Below are 18451 nucleotides of genomic sequence, written 5' to 3'. Positions count from 1 at the left end.
GCGGCTCGAGCCAGCCGCGGCGGGAAATTCGGGAGAAACGCGCAGGCGAGCGAGCGCTAGGCCAGCGCTTCGATGCGGATCAGCAGGTTGCGCGCATGCGCGATGAACGCATCGTGCGTTGCGCGATCGCTGTGGCTTTCGAGGCCCGCCTGTTCGGCGAACGCGATCTGTTCGGTGTAGAGGTCGACGAGCGCGCGGCGTTCGTCAAGGGGAAGCGCACGGATCATCGACACGAGCAGCAGTTCCTGCGCGCGAAGCATGCCGGACAGCAATTGGACGTTCATGCCGACCTCCTCGGACGATGCGGCGGCGGGCCGCTCTTTCCATACTAGGCGGTCGGCGTACGCAGCGCAGGCGCGGAGCTCACGGTGATGACGCGGAAAGCCGATTCGATGAAGACGACTCGGACCGACGCTGCGATGCGCCGCGCGAGCCGAAACGTGCCGCGCGTATCCGCGGACCGCGAACCGGAGCGTGCAGCGATGCGAACGGAATCAGCCGGCAGCCGTCGCGGCCTGCGCGTCGCGCACGACCTGCGCGACGCGTTCGACGAACTCGGCGTCGACGCTCGACAGCGCTTCGCGCTTGCCGTCGGGCATCTCGACCATCAGGCGATACGTGATGTCCTGCGTGGCCCATGCGAGATAACCGACGACGGCGAGCATCACGCCGACGACGAGCGCGGCGCTCGATGCGCCGATGCCGCCCGCGATGGCGGCGGCCGCGCCGATCAGCGAGATCAGCGACGGAACGACGCGGTTTTTCGGAATCTTGACGACGTCGACGTGGCGGATGTCACGCAGCGCGAATACCTGCCCGGCGGCCGACAGGCCGTTGCGCGTGATCATGACGCCGCGTTCGTTGAATGCGTTTTCCATCGTGTGTTGCGTGGACGAAAACGCGCAGCGTAGCAGGTTTCGTTGCCGCGTCAAACGAGACCGACTGCCGCACGATGCGTGCGGGGCGGCCGAAACTCGGGAAGCGGGTGGAACAGGGAGCCGTTCAGAACTGCAGGCGGCCGTCGCCGTAAAGCCGGCCCGGCACGTGCGACGCGACGACCTCGGCGATCTCTTCGTCGGTCGATTCGGCCGGCACGATCTGGCGCCGCGCGGGCGCGTCGAGATGCATCGTCCATTCGACGAGCCGGTACGGGCGGCCCCATGGGCGCTGCATTTCTACCGATACGCGGCAACTCTGGACCGGCAGCGAGTGTTGGCACGTCAGAATCGCGTGCAGATGGCTGAAAACGGTATCTTCGATCATCATGGCCTCCGATCCTGTCTTGTTGGCAATCGATGGCGGCGCCGTCGGCATTTAAAAAAAAAGCCGCCGATGCTCAGGCGGCCAACAGGGGGGGTGAGAGCATCCTCTCAGCCCAGAATTAAGCGAAACTTAAAAGCAGATAAAAAAGCGCCCCGCGTGGAGCGGGGCGCTTCTTGCCGTCGTGATCCGCGAGTTAAGCGGATGCTTTAGAACTTGTGACGGATGCCGACGCGAGCGGCGAGCTGGTTCGACGAGCCGTTGCCCGACGTGTTGAAGTAGCTCGTGCTCGAACCGATCTGCGCCTGCACGTTGTTGCCCGACGCCTTCTGGTAGACGACGAGGCCGTACACGTCCGTACGCTTGCTGAGCGCGTAGTCGAGCGCCAGGTTGCCCTGGTTCCAGTGCGCCGAGCTGCCGCTTTGCGTTGCGTTCGTGTACGTGTAGCCGGCTGCTGCCGACAGGGCCGGCGTGATCGCGTACTTCAGGCCTGCTTCGTATGCGTTGTAGAACGTGCCCGATGCGCCGCTCGCGAGCGGGGTGAACTGCGTGCGCGTCCACAGCAGCCATGCGGTCGCCGGGCCGAAGATGTAGCGGCCGCCGACGCCATACGTGCGCAGGTCGCGGATGTTGCCCGTGCTGATGTTCGCGATCGTCGTCGAGAACGCCGGCGTCGACTGGCTCGGGAAGCGGATGTCCGTGTATGCGGCGCCGAGGGCGAACGGGCCGTTCGCGTAGTTCAGGCCGAAGCTGTATGCGCGCGACGAGCCTGCCGTCGTCGTCGTGCCCGACGTCGTGGCCGGTGCGCCGGCGAAGTCGGTCGAGTTCGAGAAGCCGTACAACGCGCCGAACGTGAAGCCGGCGTAGTTCGCGCTCTGGAACTTCACCGAGTTGTTGATGCGGCTGGACGTGAGCTGGTCGACGTCGTTCACGTGGTACGCGTAGTTACCCGCGACCGTGTTGCCGCCCGTCGAGTAGTTCGAGCCGAGCACGTCGGTCGAGAACGAGTACTGGCGGCCGAACGTGACCGTGCCGTATTGCGACTGGCTCAGGCCGACGTAAGCCTGGCGACCGAAGATCGCGCCGCCCTGGCCGATCGTGCCGTTGCCGCTGTTGAAGCCGTTTTCGAGCACGAAGATCGCCTTCAGGCCGCCACCGAGGTCTTCGGTGCCGCGCAGGCCCCAACGGCTGCCCTGGGCAACGCCGTCGTCGTACTTGAACAGCTTGCCCGAGCCGCCGTTGGCGGTCTTGCTGTGGTTCACGTAGCTGATACCGGCATCGATGACGCCGTACAGGGTCACGCTGCTTTGCGCGTGTGCCGTGCCGGCCGTTGCTGCGAGGGCGGCGATGGTCAACAGTTTCTTGTTCAAAGGATTCTCCGAGCGAATAAATGGCGTGTCCAGTTGCGGTTCCGGCGCTCTCTGTGGGCGCTTTCACGGACCGGCGGCAACTTTATCGGCGGGCCACGTAATGAATATGACAGCGACTGTCATATGAAGAATGTGTGGCGCCGATGCGACATTGGATTCTGCCCGGTTGTATAGCGGGGAGTTATACCGATTTCGGCTGAGATTCGATCCGGATCGGGAATATGCACATGAAATAAGCTTGGTTGGCGGTGTTCGGGCCCCGTGCCACGATCCGAGCTTCAACAACGACACGGGACAAGAGGACACCATGCGACGTTCGATCCTGACCGGCCTCGGCGCACTCGCCGCGGCGCTGGCATTCGCGGCGCCCGGCGCGCACGCCGACCCGCAAACGCTGAAGATCGGCACGATGAGCGGCCCCGACGCGCAGATCTGGACCGAAGTGACGAAAGTGGCCGCGCGCGAAGGGCTTGCGATCAAGGTCATCGAATTCAACGATTACGTGCAGCCGAACGCGGCGCTCGATTCGGGCGACCTCGACGCGAACGGCTTCCAGCACCAGCCGTTCCTCGACAGCCAGATCAAGCAGCGCGGCTACCGGATCGTCAACGTCGGGCTCACCTATACGGCGCCGATGGGCTTCTATTCGAAGAAGATCAAGTCGCTGAAGGACTTGCCGGTGGGCGCGAAGGTCGGGATCCAGAACGATCCGTCGAACGGCAACCGCGCGCTGCTGCTGCTGCAGAAATACGGGGTGATCAAGCTGAAGCCGGGCGCCGGCACGAACGGCGTGAACGCGACGCCGCTCGACGTGGCCGAGAATCCGAAGAAGATCAAAATCGTCGAACTCGATGCCGCGCAGTTGCCGCGCGCGCTGCCCGATGTCGATGCTGCGTCGATCAACACCGACTACGCGGTGAAGGCGGGGCTCACGCCGGTGAAGGATGCGATCGCGATCGAGGATCTGCGCGGGCCGTATGCGAACCTGATCGCGGTGCGCGCGCAGGACAAGGACAAGCCGTGGGTGAAGAAGCTCGTCGCGGCCTATGAATCGGACGACGTGCGCAAGTTCATCGACCAGAAGTTCGGCGGCGCGATTGTGCCGGCATTCTGAACGTTCACGCGTGCCGCCGCCCGGCCGGATCGCCGGGCCTGTCGGAAAGCAAATCGCCCGCGCAAGCGGGCGATTTCATTGGTGCGTGTTGGAACGCGTCGATGCGCGCCGTTACCGGGCGCGCAGGCCGAGCGCTCAGGCCGACAGCAGCGAACCCGTGCGGATCGCGGTCGCGCCGGCAATCCGCGCGACTTCCATGCCGGCCGTCGCGAAGCGCACGATCTGGCGCGCATACAGCACGCCCGACACGCTGCTCTTCAGCGTGACGACGCGATCGGTCAGCGGATCGACGATATCGGCCACTTCCTGGCCGGCCTCGATCATCGCGCCGACCGGCGTGCGGAACACGATCACGCCGGACACCGGCGCGACGAGCGGATCGGTGCCCGCGAGCGGCGTGGCCGGATGCGCGAGCGGCGGCAGCGGCGCCGGCGTGCCGTCGACGATGCCGCGCTCGGTCAGGTATTCGACGATCGCCTGAGAATCCTTTTCGGCGAACTCGTACGACACGTCGCGTTCGCTGCGCAGTTCCACCGTGACGGAAATCGCGCCGTTCGGGATCGGGAAGCGGTCGCCGAAGCGGCTGCGCAGATCCGACCAGCAGAAGCTGTGGATCTCGTCGAACGGGTTGCCGACCGAATTCAGCGCGAGCAGCGACGCCTGCGCGTCGAGGTAGCGCGACAGCGGCTCGACGTCCGGCCACAGATCGGGATTCGTATAGAGGTGCATCACCGCATCGCTGTCGCAGTGCAGGTCGAGCACGATATCGGCGTCGAACGACAGTTTCTGCAGCGCGAGGCGCTGCGAGTCGAGCTCGGTGCGCGGCTTCTGCTCGTCGAGCGCTTCGCGCATCGCGGCGCGCACGGCGACGAGGTTGCGCTGCGCGTCGTGCGTGAGCCGGCTTTCGACGCGCGGCAGCACGAGCGCCGCGAGATCGTAGAAATTGCGGTTGAAGTTCTGCATCGAGCCGAGCTCGAAGCGGCCGAGGTGATCGCCGAACACGTGTTGGGACAGGCCGATCGGGTTCGGCACGGGCACGATGACGACTTCGCCGCGCAGCTTGCCGGCCGTCTCGAGCGCGGCGATCTTGCGGCGCAGCAGCGCGGCGACCAGCATGCCGGGCAGTTCGTCCGCGTGCAGCGACGACTGGATATAGACCTTCTTGCCGCCGCGCGGGCCGTAGTGGAAGCTCGTGATCTGGCGTTCGGTGCCGACGGCGGGGGAAATCAGCGGATGGGTCTGCGTTTGCATGATGAGGGGAGTGCGGCGCAGCCGCGAATGATCCGGTGTGCGTGGAAGATCGATTGTACGTTGCCTGCGTCGCCGCCATCAAACCGGTGCCGGAGCACGCTGATTTTCCTTGAGAATCATGGGGTTGGTGCGGAAAAAAAACGGGCTCCTCGCGGAGCCCGTTTGCGTCGAAGCGAATTGCTCGCTTGCTTGCCGTATTACTTGCCGTAGACGTCGAAGTCGAAGTACTTCTTCGCGATCTTGTCGTACGTGCCGTCCTTGCGCATGCCGGCGATCGCGCTGTCGATCTTTGCCTTCAGGTCGGTGTCTTCCTTGCGCAGGCCGATGCCGGCGCCGTTGCCGAGCGTCTTCGGATCGTCGATATCCTTGCCGGCGAAATCGAAGCCCGCGCCGCGCGGCGTCTTCAGGAAGCCGATCTCGGCCTGCACCGCGTCCTGCAGCGCGCCGTCCAGACGGCCCGCGATCAGGTCGGCATAGACCTGGTCCTGGTTCTGGTAGGGGACGACCTTCACGCCCTTCGCCGCCCAGTAGGTCTTTGCGTAGGTTTCCTGGATCGTGCCCTGTTCGACGCCGATCGACTTGCCCTTCAGCGATTCGGCCGTCGGCAGCAGGCCGGCGCCCTTCTTCGCGACGAGGCGCGTCGGCGTGTTGAACAGCTTCGACGAGAAGCCGATCTGTTCCTGACGCGCCGGCGTCATCGACATCGACGACAGCACGCCGTCGAACTTGCGCGCCTTCAGTGCCGGGATCATCCCGTCGAAGTCGTTTTCGATCCACACGCACTTCGCGTTCATGCGGCGGCAGATTTCGTTGCCGAGGTCGACGTCGAAGCCGACCACCTTGCCGTCGGGGCCTTTCGATTCGAAAGGCGGGTAGCTCGCGTCGACGCCGAACCGCACGGTCGTCCAGTCCTTCGCGTACGCGCTGCCGGCCGATACGGCAAGCAGGGCCACGGTCACAGCCGCAAGAATCTTTTTCACTCGGTGACTCCTCGTTTTGTTCGATGGGTGCGCGGTTGTGCCGCGCCGTAAGCCTTCGGTCCGGCACGGCTTCGTGCCGGACTGTCCGTTTCGCCCGCCCGATGCGGGCGCGCGACGTGCGGAGATTATCAAGACAAAATACCGGCAGGGCGCCTAGGACAAGCCCCGATACCGGGCCCGGCGGCAGCGCGCGGACGCGCGCGACCGTTTCAGACACAGGAACGATTCAGCCGAGCGTTTCGTTGACCGCCCGCTGCAGGCACGTGACGAATTGCGAAACGGCGGGCGTGGGCAGCATGTCGCGCCGCGCGATGATCGACAGGTCGAAGCGCGGCATGCTTTCGTCGAGTTCGGCCGTGCGGATGCCGAGCGGCGCGACCATCGCGGCGAGCGGGCGCGTGAAGCAGCCGATCACGTCCGAGCGCGCGACGAGCCCGAGCGTCACCGCGAACGACATCGGCGATCTCAGCAGGCGTTTCGGCAGCGGCAGCCCGCGCGCCTCGAACATCCCGACCATCACGCTGTGCGGAAACTGCTCGGCGCCGACGGTGACGATCCACTCGGCGTCGAGCAGTTCCTCTAATCGGCGCGCATGCGCGAGCGGGTGGCCTTCGCGCATCACGACGGTGAATTCGGTCGACAGCAGCGGCGATTGCGTGAAATCGCGGTCGAGCGCGGGCACATGGTGCATCGCGGCGATATCGAGCGTGCCGTTGCGCAACTGCGCGAGCGCGTCGGGCACCGTCACTTCCTCGAGATGCAGGCTGACGTTCGGCATCGACCGGCGGAACGCCGTCACCGCGTGCGGCAGCGCCGTCAGCGCGATCGACGGCATCGTGCCGACCGCGACGCGCCCCGACATCTCGCCTTTCACCTGCTCGACGGCCTCGACCGTGCGGCGGATGTCGCCGAGCAACTGCTCGGCGCGCGGCAGCAGCGCATGGCCGCAGGCGGTCAGCTCGACGCCGCGCACGCTGCGCGCGAGCAGTTCCGCGTTGAGCGCCGTTTCGAGTTCGCGGATCGTGTGCGTGATCGCGGGCTGCGTGACGCCGAGTTCGCGCGCGGCGGCGCGCAGGCTCTTGAGATGCGCGGCGGAGACGAACGCCTGGAGCTGTGCGATGTTCAGGGGATTGCGGATGCGGGTCATCGGTCGGGTCCGGTTGGCGCGAAAGGAGCTTTGGCGGGCGAGATGGCGGGGGCGGCGGCCTCCGGTAGCGATCCTGACGATTGTGCGCGCGGGTTCACGTCGCCGGGGCGAAGCGTCGGGTGCCGATGCGCAGCGAGCGTCATGCGCCGGACCGCGCGCGGAACGCGTGACGATACCGCTGCGGCGACGTGCCGACGATGCGCGCGAACCGCTCGCGAAACGCGGTGACCGAACCGAACCCGGCCTCCGTTGCCACATGTTCGATCGACAGCTCCGTGACTTCCAGCAATTGCTGCGCATGCCTGACGCGTGCGGTCTGCAGCCATTGCCGCGGCGACGTGCCCGTCTGCTCCTGAAAGCGCCGCGTCAGCGTGCGCACGCTCGTCGACGCCTTGCGGGCCATCGCGTCGAGCGTGAGCGGCTTGTGCAGGTTGGCCTGCAGCCAGTCCATCAGGCTCTGCAGCCCGTCGGTGCCGGCCGGCCATTCCGGCGCGATGAACTGCGCCTGCCCGCCTTCGCGCACGCGCGGCGCCACCGCGTAGCGTGCGGCGTCGACGGCGACCGCCGCGCCGTAGTCGGCCTGGATCATGTGCAGGCACAGATCGAGGCCGGCCGCTGCGCCGGCCGACGTCAGGATCTGCCCGTTGTCGATGAACAGCACGTTCGGGTCGACCGTCACGTTCGGGTAGCGGCGCGCGAGTTCGCCGGCCGCCAGCCAGTGCGTCGTCGCGCGCAGGCCGTCGAGCAGCCCGGCTTCCGCGAGCACGAACGCGCCGCTGCAGATCGACGCAATCCGGCAACCGCGCGCGGCCGCCGCGCGCAGGGCCGCGATCACGCGGCGCGACGTAGGCGCAAGCGGCACGGACGTGCCGGGGACGACGATCGTGTCGGCGTCGGCGAGCGCATCGAGACGAAACGCGGGCCGCAGTTCGAACAGGTCGCCGGCGACGCGCGCATGCTCGCTGCACACGCGCACGCGGTACGCATGCTCGACGCCGGGCGAACGCACGCGCGCGAACGTGTCGCATGCGACGCCCAGATCGAACGGGACGACATCGGGCAAAGCGAGGACGGCGACCGTATGCATGGCGTTCGAGGCCGTGGCCAGAATCCGTTTAAAGATGGCATTCTAGCCAATGGATCGGGCCCGTACCACACGCCATAATTGCGGCTGACCAACCTTGGGGGCCCATCGATGAAACAAGACGATCGCAATGCGTTGCGCAACCTGCAATACCTGTCGCTGCTGGAGGCGACCACGCTCGTCGTGCTGGTGTGCATTGCGGTGCCGCTCAAGCATCTGGCCGGTTATCCGGTGGCGGTATCGATCATGGGCCCGATTCACGGCATCGCTTTCGCGATGTATGTGTGGGCGGTCGTCGGCACCGCGTCGAGCGGGCTGTGGAGCAAGGGCGACGTCGCGCGGCTCGTGCTGTCGGCCGTCGTGCCGTTCGCGGGGCTGGCGAGCGCCGGTTGGATCGCGCGCAGGAGGCACGCGCAATGATCTACCTGCTGCTCAAGGCCGCGCACGTCGTCGCTGTCGTCACGTTCGTCGGCGGGCTGCTGATGTTGTCCGTCGGCGTCCGTATCGCCAACCTCGCCGTGCATCGCGCGGTGCGGCGCTGGGATCGTTCGGTGACGGCGCCCGCGCTCGCACTCGTCTGGATCACGGGGATTGCGATCGCGCTGAGCGGACACTGGTTCGGCGCTGCGTGGCTGTCGGTGAAGCTCGCGGTCGTCGCCGCGCTGTCGGCGCTGCACGGGATGCTGGCCGGCACGTTGCGGCGCATGGAGCGCGACGATCTCGTCGTCGTGCCCGCGCAATGGCTCGGTCAGGCAGCGGGCGCTGTCGTGGTCGCGACGGGGATCGTCGTCGGCCTGGTCGTGATCAAGCCGTTTTGATGCGTTGGCTTATGCCAGCGCCGTTTCGACCGTCGCCAGCATGCGGCGACGGATCCACCCGCTCCCCAGCCGGATCGCGAGCCAGTACGGCGTAAACAGCCGCCGCGTCCGTGCGATCGGGCAGTGGATGAAGGTTTCGGTACGCAGGATGTACGCACCCGATGCCAGCCCGACGACTTCGAACCGGAGCACCAGCTTCGCGTCGCGTGGGTCGTCGTGGCGGACGAAGGCCGTTGCATCGGCGATGGCGCGCACGTCGGTCGTCGGGCGCCAGAAGCGTCCGACGAGACCGAGCGACAGCGACGTGTCGTCGCGGTGAAGCAGCGTGAACGTGTGGAAACCGAAACGCGCGCGTTCGCCTCGGGCCGGCCCGTTGCGAAGCGTGTCGACGATGGCCGTCGGGAATTCGCGCACCGTCATCAGTGCATCGATGACCGGATCGGCGCGCATGTCGAGCGACGCGACCGCGTCGATGATGCGGGCCGGCGACGCATGGATCGGCCGCGATTCGTGCACTTCGTGGAAGCCGAACGACGGGATGAACGGCGGCTTGCGCGCCGAGGTCCGGGTGCTCGATTCGGAGACGATGCCGAGCGCGTTCATGGCGGCTCCTGAAGGCAAAGCTCGATCGTAGCACCGGGCGCGAATTCGCGCCGCGCCGCTTCGGCGATGCGCATCGCACCGCGCCGCTTCGACAAAAAAAGCCCGGAAACTCGCGTTCCCAGGCCTGGAGACCATCAACGATGATGGTGGAGGAGACGTTGTCGCCCCGATGCGCGCCGTCTTTCTGCCGGCGACGTCGCGCATGATCCGCGGTCAGATTGCCCAGCCGCCGAGATAGAACGTGACGAGTACGGCCGCGATCAGCACGGTGCCGACGTTGAGCTTGCGGAATTCGCCGCTCGCAATGCGGCCGATCACGAGTGTCGAGAAGCCGAGCATGATGCCCGTCACGATGTTCGCGGTCAGCACGATGAACACCGCGCACACGAGGCCCGACATCGCGTCGACCATGTCGTCCATGTGCAGCTTGCTCACGCTGCCCAGCATCAGCAGGCCGACGTACATCAGCGCGGGTGCGGTGGCGTACGACGGCACGAGGCCCGCGAGCGGCGAGAAGAACATCACGACGAGGAACAGCAGGCCGACCACGGCCGCCGCGAGGCCCGTCTTCGCGCCGGCGGCCACGCCGACGCTCGACTCGATGTAGGCCGCCGCCGGCGCGCCGCCGAGGAAGCCGGAGAAGATCGAGCTGAGCGAATCGGCGGTCAGCGCGCGGCCGCCGTTGATGATGCGGCCGTTCTCGTCGAGCTGGCCGGCCTGCCCGGCGACCGCGCGGATCGTGCCGGTCGCGTCGAACACGGCGGTCATCACCAGCGCCAGCACGCTCGGCAGCACGGCCATCGACAGCGCGCCCTTGATGTCCATCGCGCCGATCAGCGATGCATGGCCCGGTGCGCTCAGCGACGGCAGCGCGAAGATGCCGTGGTATTTCACGGCCGGGTCGAACACGAGGCCGAACGCCGAGATCGCGATCACGACGAGCAGGATGCCACCCGGCACGCGACGCTTTTCGAGGCCGAAGATCGCGGCGAGGCCGACGACCGACATGATGACCGGGAATGCGGTGATCTGGCCGAGCGAGACCGGCAGGCCGGCGCCCGGATTCTTGATCACGAGGCCGACGTCGTTCGACGCGATCAGCAGCAGGAACAGGCCGATGCCGATGCCGGTGCCGTGCGCGACGCCCGCGGGCAGATTGCGCAGGATCCACGAGCGCACGCCGGTGACCGAGATGCCCGTGAACACGAGGCCCATCAGGAACACGGCGCCGAGCGCGACCGTCGGATGCAGCCCCTTGCCGAGCACGAGGCCGAACGCGGTGAACGCGGTCAGCGAGATCGCGCAGCCGATCGCGATCGGCAGCTTCGCCCACAGGCCCATCAGCAGCGAGCCGAACGCGGTGGTGAGGCAGACCGCGACGAATACGGCGCTCGTGTCGAAGCCGGCCTTGCCGAACATGCCGGGCACGACGAACACGGAATAGACCATCGCGAGGAACGTGGTCACGCCGGCAATGATTTCGCGGCGCTGCGTGCTGCCGCGCGACGAAATGCCGAAGTACCGGTCGATGACTCCCGTGGTGCCAAAGTCAGTTTCTTCCGCGCCGACGCCGACCGTCGGCTGCACCGGGGTATCACTCATGAGCTTGCTCCTTTATCAGCATGCTGAAACGGCCCGTAGCGAACCGTCGTCAGGGTGTCTCGAATCTGGTTGGAATTGTCGGCAACGTCGTGGGGACGAATGACGCGCGATCCGTGTCGTTACGCGCGAATCGAAACGATCGCGAGCGTGTCGCGTCGTACGATGCGCGGTGTGGTCGACCCCGTCACGTGTGCTTTGCCGTAGCGAAGGTTAGGCGAACGGCTCATCACGTCCCATTGGGGGAAGAGCATGCAGCGCATGTCGCAGCGCTTATATCGGCGTGAAACGGGGCTTCGTCGTGCCGGAACGCGTGTATACGCCTAGTTCGAATCCGTTAAGGCGACTATTTGAATGCGGGGTCGGCGGGCTGGGTCGAAGCGGGAGGTGCCTCGAATATTGCAAATATCTTTCATTGCGGCCGCGAAGGCCGGTGGAAATGGGGGTGCGTGACGCGATTCGCGGGCGCGGGCAAACTGTATCCGGACGATACGGCTGCCGTGAGCATGTGCTTCTTGCGTCCTTCCATGCGTCAGCTGTGCGCGAGCTGCTCGAGATACGCGCAGAACATGTCGGACATCGCGACCGAATAGGCTTCGATTTCTGCCGGCGTGCGCTCGGTTTCGGAGAACGCTTTGCCGCCCGTCGTGAGCGTCGTCTTGATCAGCTCGCAGGCGAGCGCATGGGTGGTGTCGGACACGTCCGGCAGCGCTTCGCGCATGAACGCGCTGAAGATCCGGTTGCCCTCGGCCTTCACTTCCTGCGCCTCGGGCGCGTCGCGATAGAGCGGCGCGGCGTCGTCGAGTGCGATGCGCATGCTCGCCTCTTCGCATTCCGAACGGATGAACGCGTGGACGGCAGTGCGCAGCCGCTCGGGCGGCGTCTTCTGCGTGTCTTGCAGTATGCCGCACAGCATCTCGGTCGTTTGCCGCCATTCGTCGTGCTGGAGCCGGAACAGCACGGCCGCCTTGTTCGGGAAGTACTGGTACAGCGAACCGACGCTCACGCCGGCGCGCTCGGCGACGCGCGCCATCGTGAAGCGCTGCGCGCCTTCGCTGGCCAAAACCTGAACAGCGGCCTGGAGGACGTCCTCGACGAGGCGGGTCGAGCGCGCCTGCTGGGGCTGTTTGCGCGTGGCGATCCGGGTGTTTCGGCGGTCGGTCATGAGCGGTTTGCCAATGCGAATAGTAAAACCTGAATAGTTCGTCATATTCTAATCGGGTGCAACGACGCACTCAACCCGATACCGGAGATTCGCATGACCACCCTGATTCTCGACCCGCTTGCCTCGCTGCTGGAGCGCCTGTTCGACGAGGCCGACGCGTCGTCGCCCGCGACGAGCCCGGACTTTGCCGACCTGTCGCACGACGAGCACGCGCGACTGATGCGCAGCAAGACCGACTACGCCGATTTTTATGCGCGCCTGAAGGATTACCCGCTCGCCGTATCGCGCGAGACGGGCACGCTGCTGTACATGCTCGCGCGCAGCCGCGGCGCGCGGGCGATCGTCGAATTCGGCACGTCGTTCGGCATCTCGACGCTGCATCTCGCGGCCGCGCTGCGCGACAACGGCAGCGGCCGGTTGATCACGAGCGAGTTCGAGCCGTCGAAGGTCGTGCGCGCGCGGGCGAACCTGACGGCCGCCGGGCTTGCCGATCTCGTGGAGATTCGCGAAGGCGATGCGCTGCGCACGCTGGCCGCCGATCTTCCGGATACGGTCGACCTGCTGCTGCTCGACGGCGCGAAGGCGCTGTATCCCGAGATACTCGCGCTGGTCGAACCGCGGCTCGGGACGGGTGCGTTCGTCGTCGCCGACAACGCGGAATACAGCCCCGACTACCTCGCTTATGTGCGCGCACCGGAAAACGGCTATCTGTCGGTGCCGTTCGGCGGCGATGTCGAGCTGTCGATGCGGATACGCTGAGCACGTCGCAGCCGTAACGATGGCACGGACGATTTCATGCTTCCATTCATCAAAGATAGGAAAACTGATTAAATGGATGCGTGACGGCGGGTGGCAGGATGGCGCCCGGCGCTTCAGGCGCCGTACGCGTCACTTCAGGAACACATAGCGCGCAAAGTACGGGAAGCGGCCGATCGCATGTTCGGTCGCGCACGTTGCGGCCGGCGGCGTGCCGCCCGCGGTATCGAGCCGCTGCACGAAGCGCACGCCGGCCAGCGTGCCGGTTGCAGCCGGCGTTGCGGCGAGCAGCAGTTGCGGAATGCTGTTCGGGCGTGCGCTCGGCGCTTCCGCGAGTTTCTTGCCGGTAATGCGGCTGCCGTCGAGCGCTTCCCACGACGGCCCCGCGCCGTGTCGGACGACGAGCGTGCCGCCGGCGTCGAACAGCATCGCCTCCGGGCGCTGGAATGTCCACGCGAGCCGGTGTTCATTGTCGTATTCGCATGCGTAGATCTGCACGCCGGTCGCGGTGGTCGACAGTACCGGCGTCGCAGGCTCGGGCGGCGCGAGACCGGCCGCATCTTCGGCGTAAGCCGGCAACGTGATAGCCGCGAAGGAAAGGCCGGCCGCGAGGGCCAGCCGCATGTCGCGTTTCGGGGAGCGGCTTGGCATGGCGGGGCGTCCTTTCAGGTCGGGTGACGGTCGTGCGGAGTCGATCCCGTAAACGCTAGACGCCGATTGCGCAGGCTGCAATGTGGAAATGGCAATCGCGGCGATAGTCGCCGCGATTGCGACCGAACGGCTATGCGCGGCCGCTCGTCGCGGCGGTCGCGCGCAAGCGGCTCAGGCCGCGCCGGCCGGCGTCGGCGCGTGTTCGGCGATCAGGTGCTCGGCCTTCAGCTCGTCCCACAGTTCGGACGGAATCGGCGCCGCGGCCAGCCGCAGGTTCTCGTCGATGCGATCGGGCCGGCTGGCGCCGGGGATCACGGCCGCGACGGCCGGGTGCGCGAGCGAGAACTGCAGCGCCACCGCGCGGACGTCCACACCGAAGCGTTCGACGATCTGCCGGATGCGCGCGACGCGATCGAGCATGTCCTGCGTCGCCGGCTGATACTCGAAGTGGGTGCCGCCGGCGAGCACGCCGGAATTGTACGGACCGCCGACGATGATGCCGAGCCCGCGCGCGACGCTTTCCGGCATCAGCCGTTCGAGCGCGCCCGCATGGTCGAGCAGCGTGTAGCGGCCGGCGAGCAGGAAGCCGTCGGGATCCGAGCGTTCGAGTGCGAGCTCGCACGGCTCGACGCGGTTCACGCCGAGGCCCCAGCCCTTGATGACCTTCTCGTCGCGCAGCCGCGTGAGCGCTTTCGCCGCGCCCGACATCGCGACGTCGAACACGTCGAGCCAGCGCTCGCCGTGGAAGTCGATGGCCGGATCGTGGATCCACACGGTGTCGAGCCGGTCGGTGCGCAGCCGTTCGAGGCTCGCTTCGATCGAGCGCAGCGTGCCGTCCTCGGTGTAGTCGTAGACGATCTTGTTCGGCAGGCCATGGCGGAACAGTCCGCCCTTCTCGCCGAGATCGCGCTGCGACGCGTCCTCGTGTTCGTCGAGGACCAGCCGGCCGACCTTCGTGCCGAGCGAATATTCGTCGCGCGGACGGCCTGCGAGCGCTTCGCCGAGGCGCAGCTCGGCGAGGCCGGCGCCATACAGCGGCGCGGCGTCGAAGTAGCGGATACCGTTTTCCCAGGCCGCGTCGACTGTGGCCAGTGCTTCTTCGTTCGGGATGTCGCGATACATGTTGCCCAGCGGCGCCGTGCCGAAACCCAGGCGGGAAGGGAGCGTGATTCTCATGTCGGATTCCTGTGGATCGTTCACGCGGCGGCTTGCGCGAGCGTCGGATAGTCCGTCAGGCCCTGTGCGCCGCCGCCGAACAGCGTGTTGCGGTCGTGCGGCGTGAGCGCGGCGCCGGTGCGCAGGCGCTCGGGCAGGTCGGGGTTCGCGACGAACGGGCGGCCGAATGCGACGAGGTCGGCCCAGCCGGCGGCGATCGCTTCGCGCGCACGCTCGGCGGTGTATGCACCGGCGTAGATCAGCACGCCCGGGTACGCGGCGCGCAGTTGCCGCTTGAATTCGACCGGCATCAGCGGTGCGTCGTCCCAGTCGGCTTCCGCGATGTGCAGGTAGCCGACGCCGAGTTCGCCGAGCAGCTTCGCGGCGGCGAGGTAGGTCGTTTCCGGATCGTCGTCGACGCAGCCGTTCAGCGTGGTCAGCGGCGCCAGGCGGATGCCGACGCGCGACGCGTCGCCGGTGCCTTCGATCAGCGCCTGCGCGACTTCGCGCAGGAAGCGCAGCCGGTGTTCCAGCGAGCCGCCGTACGCGTCGGTGCGCGTGTTCGCGTTCGAATCGATGAACTGGTTCACGAGATAGCCGTTCGCGCCGTGCAGCTCGACGCCGTCGAAGCCGGCTTCGATCGCGTGGCGCGCGGCGGCGCGGTACTGGCCGATGATCTCGCTGATCTCGTCGACCGTCAGCGCGCGCGGCTCGGACGCCTGCACGAAGCCCGGCGTGCTGCCGTCTTCACCGGCGATGAACACGTTCACGCCCTTCGCCTGGATCGGCGACGACGACACGGGTTGCCGGCCGCCGAGCAGGCTCGTGTGGCTGAGCCGGCCGACGTGCCACAGCTGCGCGAAGATGCGGCCGTGCGCGGCATGCACGGCGTCCGTCACCTTGCGCCAGCCGGCGACCTGCGACGGCGTGTGGATGCCGGGCGTCCACGCGTAGCCCTTGCCGAGCGGCGCGATATAGGTGCCTTCGCTGACGATCAGGCCCGCACTCGCGCGCTGCGCGTAATACGCGGCCATCAGTTCGTTGGCTTCGTCGCCGGGCTGGCTTGCGCGCGAACGCGTCATCGGCGGCATCACGATGCGGTTCGGCAGCGTCAGCGCGCCGAGTCGCAGCGGTTGAAAAAGCGGGTCCTGGGTCATGATGAATTCCTGTCGGTGCCGCGGCCGGCTGGCCGCAGACGGGTCGATCGAGAGTGCGGCGCGCTTAGTCCCATTTCGGCGCGAGGCCGGCCGGGTCGACTTCGCGGCCGTTGCGGTCAAGCGTGGCGATTTGCGCCATGTCTTCGTCGGTCAGGCGCAGCGTCTGTGCGAGCAGGTTGCTCGCGAGGTTCTCGCGCTTCGTCGACGACGGAATCACCGAGTAGCCGAGCTGCAGCGCCCACGCGAGTGCGACCTGTGCGGGCGTCGCGTGATGACGTTGCGCGATCGCGCCGATCACCGGGTCGCCGAGCACCTTGCCGTACGCGAGCGTCATGTACGACGTCACGTGGATGCCTTCGCGGTTCAGGAACTCGACGAGCTTGCGGTTCTGCAGGTACGGGCTCAGTTCGATCTGGTTCGTCGCGATCGCATCCTTGCCGACGGCCGCGATCGCTTCCTTCGTCAGTTCGATGTTGAAGTTCGAGATGCCGATCCGGCGCGTGAGGCCCTTTTCCTTCGCATCGGCGAGCGCGGTCATGAACGTGTCGAGCGCGACGCCGTTGTCCGGGGCCGGCCAGTGGATCAGCGTCAGGTCGACATGGTCGGTGCGCAGCTTGCGCAGGCTTTCTTCGAGGCTCGGTACGAGCTTGTCCGGCGCGTAGTTGTCGACCCAGATCTTCGTCGTGAGGAACAGGTCTTCGCGGCGCACGCCCGATGCGGCGATCGCTGCGCCGACTTCGGCTTCGTTGCCGTAGATCTGCGCGGTGTCGATCGCGCGGTAGCCGACCTCGAGGCCGTTGCGGACCGAGTCGATGACGACCTGGCCTTGCAGGCGGAAGGTGCCGAGGCCGAATGCGGGAATCTTGCTCATCGTGTGCTCCAGGGAGAGGGGAACGGTTGCGGTATGCGAGTCATTCTGGCGTTTGAGACTGATGAGATAAACGCCTTTAGAGGTCAAAAATATTTGATTTGAATTCAAATATCGGTTGAGAGCCGGGCCCGCTGCGGGCCGATGCCGGCCTTATGCGACGCGTGTTTGCGCGCTCGCGCTCGTGTTCGCATTCGCATGGAACGCCGGCAGCACCTCCGCTGCGATCTCGGCCATCGTCTCGTCGAGCGGACGGCGGTTGCGGCGGAAATGCAGGCCGATGTGCCGCACGCCGGCGTCGCGCATCGCCGCGAGTTCTTCGGTCAGTGCGATGCGTCCCGCGCGGGCGCCGAAGCGGTGCCGCTGCAGCGGTTCGTGCGGGTCTTCCGCGAGGTCGAGGTGGATGAAGCTCACGTACGGCTTGTCGCCTGCCACGGCGCGCCAGTTCGCGGCGCGCTGCGCGTGGTCGGCCGGCGTGCCCGGATACGCGAGGCAGCCGTCCATGTGCTCGCCGATCCACGCGGGCGTCTGCTGTGCGAGACCCGCGACGAGCAGCGGCACCGGCGAACGGGCGGCCGGCAGCACGTCGAGGCCGGGCGGCAGATGCCCGCGCGCGCCGTCGCGCAGCAGTGCGATCTGGTCGCGGAAATTCGCGCCGCGCGATGCGAAGTCGCGGCCGAACAGCGGATATTCGACCGGCCGGTCGCCGCTCGCGACGCCGAGCAGCAGGCGGCCGCCACTCAGTTCCTGGATCGTCGCGGCCGATTTCAGCGTCAGCAGCGGTTCGCGCAGCGGCAGCACGACGGCCGCCGTGCCGAGCAGGATGTCGCGCGTGATGCCGGCGAGGTAGCCGAGATACGAGAACGTTTCGAACACCTGCGCGGCGTCGCCGAACGACGGGTCGTACACCGGCACGTCGCGCACCCAGAGCGCGCGGAAGCCGAGCGTGTCGGCCAGTTGCGCGAGCTCCGCGTGGATGGCGAGGTCCGGCACGCCGGGGCGGCGGCCGTCGTGTTGGCGCTTCGCGTCGCCGGCCGGCGACCAGTCGTTGTCGAGCGGCAGTTCGATGCCGACGCTGAAGCCGCCGTCGGCGAGTTTGTCGAGTGAAGTGGACATGGTCGGGCTCCGTTCAGACCGCGCGCAGGCTGCCTTCGAGCCGGTAGAAATCGAGCGACGACGCGGTGAAGAACGAGCGCGACGTGCCGGCGGCGAAATCGTCGATGTGCACGACCGTCGCGCGGTCGGCTTCCTGCCACGAGATCGCGTAGGTTTCGCCGGCGATGTGCTGCCACGTGCAGGCGACTTCGCCCTTCGCGCCGGCGTATGCGCCTTCGGTGATCTCGTAGCGCATGCGGCGGCCGTCCTCGTCATACGCGTTGAGCGCGGCGAGGCCGTCGTAACGGACTTCGAATGTCTTGCCGGCGAACGGCGGACGCTGGGTCGATGCGTTCATGCTGATCAGCTCCTGCAAAA

21 protein-coding genes are annotated in these 18451 nt (G+C 66.9%); 4 read left to right on the top strand and 17 right to left on the bottom strand.

What is annotated here, in order from left to right:
- Window positions 1–56 precede the first annotated feature (56 nt).
- The 4 genes from MRS60_RS25300 to MRS60_RS25285 all read right to left on the bottom strand — a co-directional run bounded on the left by MRS60_RS25300 (window position 57) and on the right by MRS60_RS25285 (window position 2630).
- Entirely contained in the window at window positions 57–284 is a 228-nt protein-coding gene (locus tag MRS60_RS25300) for a hypothetical protein (protein ID WP_034181704.1), read from the bottom strand.
- 210 nt (window positions 285–494) lie between these two features.
- Window positions 495–878, bottom strand: a complete 384-nt coding sequence (locus MRS60_RS25295; protein WP_243565755.1) for a DUF6232 family protein — start codon at window positions 876–878, stop codon at window positions 495–497.
- 124 nt (window positions 879–1002) lie between these two features.
- A complete protein-coding gene (locus MRS60_RS25290) occupies window positions 1003–1263 on the bottom strand; it encodes a DUF2866 domain-containing protein (RefSeq protein ID WP_011548992.1) in 261 nt (86 codons plus the stop codon).
- Between the two features lie 206 nt (window positions 1264–1469).
- Window positions 1470–2630, bottom strand: coding sequence for a porin (locus MRS60_RS25285; RefSeq protein ID WP_034181707.1), 1161 nt, complete (start codon window positions 2628–2630; stop codon window positions 1470–1472).
- Between the two features lie 307 nt (window positions 2631–2937).
- Between MRS60_RS25285 and MRS60_RS25280 the strand changes: the two genes are divergently transcribed.
- Window positions 2938–3744: a MetQ/NlpA family ABC transporter substrate-binding protein gene (locus tag MRS60_RS25280; protein ID WP_105391074.1), complete on the top strand. Its 807-nt coding sequence runs from the start codon at window positions 2938–2940 to the stop codon at window positions 3742–3744.
- A gap of 135 nt (window positions 3745–3879) precedes the next feature.
- Here the strand turns inward: MRS60_RS25280 and MRS60_RS25275 are convergent, their stop codons facing one another.
- The 4 genes from MRS60_RS25275 to MRS60_RS25260 all read right to left on the bottom strand — a co-directional run bounded on the left by MRS60_RS25275 (window position 3880) and on the right by MRS60_RS25260 (window position 8209).
- Window positions 3880–4995 carry a succinylglutamate desuccinylase/aspartoacylase family protein gene (locus MRS60_RS25275; RefSeq protein WP_034181709.1) on the bottom strand — a complete coding sequence of 372 codons (1116 nt, stop codon included), beginning with the start codon at window positions 4993–4995 and terminating at the stop codon, window positions 3880–3882.
- 197 nt (window positions 4996–5192) lie between these two features.
- Window positions 5193–5975, bottom strand: a complete 783-nt coding sequence (locus MRS60_RS25270) for an ABC transporter substrate-binding protein (RefSeq protein WP_111019021.1) — start codon at window positions 5973–5975, stop codon at window positions 5193–5195.
- A gap of 226 nt (window positions 5976–6201) precedes the next feature.
- On the bottom strand, window positions 6202–7122 hold the full coding sequence (locus MRS60_RS25265) for a LysR substrate-binding domain-containing protein (RefSeq protein ID WP_165948156.1): 921 nt from the start codon (window positions 7120–7122) through the stop codon (window positions 6202–6204).
- Between the two features lie 139 nt (window positions 7123–7261).
- Window positions 7262–8209 carry a GlxA family transcriptional regulator gene (locus MRS60_RS25260; RefSeq protein ID WP_131949152.1) on the bottom strand — a complete coding sequence of 316 codons (948 nt, stop codon included), beginning with the start codon at window positions 8207–8209 and terminating at the stop codon, window positions 7262–7264.
- A 108-nt stretch (window positions 8210–8317) separates the two neighbouring features.
- Here MRS60_RS25260 and MRS60_RS25255 point away from each other — a divergent pair, with 108 nt between their 5' ends.
- Both MRS60_RS25255 and MRS60_RS25250 read left to right on the top strand, forming a co-directional pair.
- Window positions 8318–8626, top strand: a complete 309-nt coding sequence (locus MRS60_RS25255) for a DUF3817 domain-containing protein (RefSeq protein WP_111019019.1) — start codon at window positions 8318–8320, stop codon at window positions 8624–8626.
- Window positions 8623–9024 (top strand): CopD family protein, encoded by a 402-nt coding sequence (locus tag MRS60_RS25250; RefSeq protein ID WP_243565754.1) that lies wholly within the window; start codon window positions 8623–8625, stop codon window positions 9022–9024. Before MRS60_RS25255 ends, MRS60_RS25250 begins: the two co-directional genes overlap by 4 nt.
- A 9-nt stretch (window positions 9025–9033) precedes the next feature.
- Here the strand turns inward: MRS60_RS25250 and MRS60_RS25245 are convergent, their stop codons facing one another.
- The 3 genes from MRS60_RS25245 to MRS60_RS25235 form a co-directional block, all read right to left on the bottom strand.
- A complete protein-coding gene (locus tag MRS60_RS25245) occupies window positions 9034–9627 on the bottom strand; it encodes a hypothetical protein (RefSeq protein ID WP_034181714.1) in 594 nt (197 codons plus the stop codon).
- Between the two features lie 213 nt (window positions 9628–9840).
- Window positions 9841–11229: an NCS2 family permease gene (locus tag MRS60_RS25240; protein WP_243565753.1), complete on the bottom strand. Its 1389-nt coding sequence runs from the start codon at window positions 11227–11229 to the stop codon at window positions 9841–9843.
- A 529-nt stretch (window positions 11230–11758) separates the two neighbouring features.
- Window positions 11759–12436, bottom strand: coding sequence for a TetR family transcriptional regulator (locus tag MRS60_RS25235; RefSeq protein WP_243565752.1), 678 nt, complete (start codon window positions 12434–12436; stop codon window positions 11759–11761).
- A gap of 48 nt (window positions 12437–12484) precedes the next feature.
- Between MRS60_RS25235 and MRS60_RS25230 the strand changes: the two genes are divergently transcribed.
- A complete protein-coding gene (locus MRS60_RS25230; protein WP_243565751.1) occupies window positions 12485–13150 on the top strand; it encodes an O-methyltransferase in 666 nt (221 codons plus the stop codon).
- A 129-nt stretch (window positions 13151–13279) separates the two neighbouring features.
- Here MRS60_RS25230 and MRS60_RS25225 read toward each other — a convergent pair whose 3' ends face one another.
- From MRS60_RS25225 to MRS60_RS25200, 6 genes are all read right to left on the bottom strand, one after another.
- Window positions 13280–13798: a DUF3455 domain-containing protein gene (locus tag MRS60_RS25225; RefSeq protein WP_131949156.1), complete on the bottom strand. Its 519-nt coding sequence runs from the start codon at window positions 13796–13798 to the stop codon at window positions 13280–13282.
- A 171-nt stretch (window positions 13799–13969) separates the two neighbouring features.
- Window positions 13970–14974 (bottom strand): aldo/keto reductase, encoded by a 1005-nt coding sequence (locus MRS60_RS25220; RefSeq protein WP_175749557.1) that lies wholly within the window; start codon window positions 14972–14974, stop codon window positions 13970–13972.
- 20 nt (window positions 14975–14994) lie between these two features.
- Window positions 14995–16110, bottom strand: a complete 1116-nt coding sequence (locus tag MRS60_RS25215; protein ID WP_243565750.1) for an alkene reductase — start codon at window positions 16108–16110, stop codon at window positions 14995–14997.
- Between the two features lie 64 nt (window positions 16111–16174).
- A complete protein-coding gene (gene dkgB / locus MRS60_RS25210) occupies window positions 16175–16981 on the bottom strand; it encodes a 2,5-didehydrogluconate reductase DkgB (protein ID WP_243565749.1) in 807 nt (268 codons plus the stop codon).
- A 150-nt stretch (window positions 16982–17131) separates the two neighbouring features.
- Window positions 17132–18094, bottom strand: a complete 963-nt coding sequence (locus tag MRS60_RS25205; RefSeq protein ID WP_243565748.1) for an LLM class oxidoreductase — start codon at window positions 18092–18094, stop codon at window positions 17132–17134.
- Window positions 18095–18107: 13 nt separating this feature from the next.
- Window positions 18108–18431 carry a MoaF-related domain-containing protein gene (locus MRS60_RS25200; RefSeq protein WP_034181830.1) on the bottom strand — a complete coding sequence of 108 codons (324 nt, stop codon included), beginning with the start codon at window positions 18429–18431 and terminating at the stop codon, window positions 18108–18110.
- Window positions 18432–18451 lie beyond the last annotated feature (20 nt).

This window comes from Burkholderia pyrrocinia (assembly GCF_022809715.1).
Classification (GTDB): domain Bacteria; phylum Pseudomonadota; class Gammaproteobacteria; order Burkholderiales; family Burkholderiaceae; genus Burkholderia; species Burkholderia pyrrocinia_C.
This window is presented reverse-complemented; position numbering and strand designations above follow the sequence as displayed.